The organism is Desulfotomaculum sp. OF05-3 (genome assembly GCF_003435535.1).
Classification (GTDB): Bacteria; Bacillota; Clostridia; order Lachnospirales; family Lachnospiraceae; genus Pilosibacter; species Pilosibacter fragilis.
Genome location: NZ_QWGO01000074.1, coordinates 1 through 2,614, shown reverse-complemented (window position 1 = coordinate 2,614; position 2,614 = coordinate 1). Strand labels below are relative to the sequence as shown.

The 2,614-nt window shown below is 44.7% G+C and carries 2 protein-coding genes; both read right to left on the bottom strand.

Going from position 1 to position 2,614, the window contains the following annotated elements; all coding sequences use genetic code 11:
* Positions 1–94: 94 nt before the first annotated feature.
* Positions 95–832, bottom strand: a complete 738-nt coding sequence (locus DXA87_RS17585) for an ATP-binding protein (protein WP_117505581.1) — start codon at positions 830–832, stop codon at positions 95–97.
* Positions 832–2,457: an IS21 family transposase gene (gene istA / locus DXA87_RS17580; protein WP_117505579.1), complete on the bottom strand. Its 1,626-nt coding sequence runs from the start codon at positions 2,455–2,457 to the stop codon at positions 832–834. The genes DXA87_RS17585 and istA overlap by 1 nt, the downstream gene beginning before the upstream one ends.
* Positions 2,458–2,614 lie beyond the last annotated feature (157 nt).

Genomic DNA, 2,614 nt, shown 5'->3' with positions numbered 1-2,614 from the left:
TGCATTTTACGGAGCTCAGCGGTCGCCATTCTGTTTTAGAACGGCCGCTTTCCGAAGTCAACGGCCGCCTATTTTTTAGTTAGAAGACCACCGCTTATCGTGTGTTGATCTTAACCGTGTAGTGCTTTGTAGCTCTCTTCATGATGGAATTGGCAGATACCTCATCGTTGAGGATCATCGCTTTCCAGTTATCCGGATCACGCTGTGAGCATACGATGGTGCTTTTCCTCTGCTCGTTCCGCTTCTCCAGAAGCTCAAAGAGGATTTTAATCTCTCTTTCGTCAGTGATTGTGTGAAGCAGGAAGTCATCCAGGATGATCAGTTCCCATTTGAGATACTTCTTCATCTTGCGAGCATATTTATCGTAATCCTGCTCTTTAAGAGCTACCATGCTTTCCAAAAGTTCCTCGCTGTGAAAGTAACCGACGTTATATCGGTTGCAGGCCTTTATGCCGATAGCTTTTGCAAGGTAAGACTTTCCGGCATCTGATTCTCCGAGAATACAGAGATTGTATCCTCTTTCAATAAAGTCAAAAGAGGAAAGAACCTCTGTTATACCGGCAGGCAGATACTCCCGCTTGTCAGAGTCCACACAGTCTGACAATTCTTCAGGTGAGCCCTTCAGATGTGCCGCTGTTAAGCGATTCTTTAATGTCGTGCTGACCTTTTCCTGAAACTGTGGTCCGATCAGTTCTGCAATAAGCGTAAGCCGATCCATTTCCAGAAATCCGGGTTTGTGATACAGATCATCCAATGTAGCTGCCATAGTTGAAAGCTTAAGTTCGTTCAGTTCATCAACGAGTTCATTTATCAGTACAGTTCCTGTAAGCATTATTCATCGGCCCCCTCTCGTATCTGATCAGCAAGAGCCTTGCTGCGTGATAAAAGAGTGTCGATACTGGAAGCTTCCGGTGGCATTACATACCCTCCGCGTACCGGTTCTTTCTTTGCCGATGTGGGATGATGATAGCCTGCTTCTCCGAGATCATCTGCTACAACAGCTATCGTATTCTTGATAAAGGTATATTTCTGCTTATTCAGAGCAACCGCCTGCTTACAGCACTCTTCCAGAGTCTTATTGCTGTACTTCTTTGTAAAGTTCAGAATACCCAGACACATACGATAGGTCTGTACTTCGTATGGTCTGGATTTGAGGATCGTCCGGATAACAGTCTCTGTATTCTTGCCAATGAGTTGCGCTTTCTGAATAAAGTAAGGACCATTCCACTGAGTAAATCCTTTATAGTGATCTGGCAGGTGTTCAGGATTGGTTGACCACTGCCCCTTACGAGTAGCTCTGGGCCATTCACAAAGAAACTCTCCGGCAAGGGAATAAATACGAACTACGGTTGAAGAAGCCTTAATAGATACTTTCTTGTGCAGAAATGCTTTATCTACGCTATAATAAGCATTGTCAAAGCGTACGTGGAAGTCGCTTGATACCTTTGCCGTCTTTCTCTCCATGTACTCATAATGCATGGAGGGGAGCGGCATCAATTCCGTTTGTTCCTCTTCCCAATAGTAGTATCTATTGTGTTCCTTCTTCTTGAATGGCTCTTTATTCAGAGCCTCCAGTTCCTTCCAGAGATCCTTATTAAACTGTTCCAGTGAGAAATACTGACGTTCTTCAAGTTTGTGGAAGAAGCCCTTCTCGAGAATGCCTACTGCGTTTTCTACAGAACTCTTGAATTTCGGCTTACGGACCTTCGCAGGAAGAATAACAGTGCCATAGTGGTCAGCCCAGTCAGCATAATCCTTGTTCAGTTCCGGCTCGATCCAGTCCTGATTAACGATAACAGCCTGTTTACAGTTGTCACAGACTACTAAAGCAGGAACTCCACCAAAGTAATCCAGTGCGTGATTGTTGACCTCGATCCACTGTGGTTCCTTCGTTGAGAGCATTCCTTCTGCATAGATATACTGTGAATAAGGAAGGATGGCTACAAATACAACGATGGCCATGATCTCGCCGGTAAGAGGATCTGTCATTGAGAAGGTCTGACCAGCAAAGTCAACTTCCATTTTTTGTGCGATAATGGCATCAAAGTGGGCGGTCTCATAATTCTCTTCGCACCACTTGTTGTAGAGCTCACAATACTGACTGTACTGATAGAAACGAGCGCCTTCTTCTTCGCACTTTTTCTTATAGCGGTTCCAAAGAAACATGAGTGTCATGTTTTTACGGGTAGCCATAAGCTTGGCAGCATCTTCATAATCAGGTAACTCGATGTTCTCATTTCGTCCTCCTGATCCAGGTACAGCTCCATACACCTTCAGGGCAATACCATAGTTAGTGATGCCTGCTGGTAATGGATAGCTCAGATCTTCGCACTTCTTGAATGCTCTCAAGAAGTCATTAACACCAGACTTGCTGAAACCAGCCTGACGAGCTATTTCGCTACCGGACATTGATAGCGCGTAGTGTTTGATAATGATGTCCTTGTAATCCAACTGCATACATTATCCTCCTTAAAATGATCTATTCACCACCACTGGGATGGCTACTATCATTATAAGGATTGGATTGCAGAGACTGGTAGAAATTCGGCTGTTCAGAAACGGAATGCGGCCGTTTTGCTCCGCAAAGACGGCCGTTTAGCTTCGCAATATGCAG

Coding starts and splice junctions, on each gene's coding strand:
- DXA87_RS17585 (WP_117505581.1), bottom strand. CDS start 832: ATGCTTACAGGAACTGTACTGATAAATGAACTCGTTGATGAACTGAAC.
- istA (WP_117505579.1), bottom strand. CDS start 2,457: ATGCAGTTGGATTACAAGGACATCATTATCAAACACTACGCGCTATCA.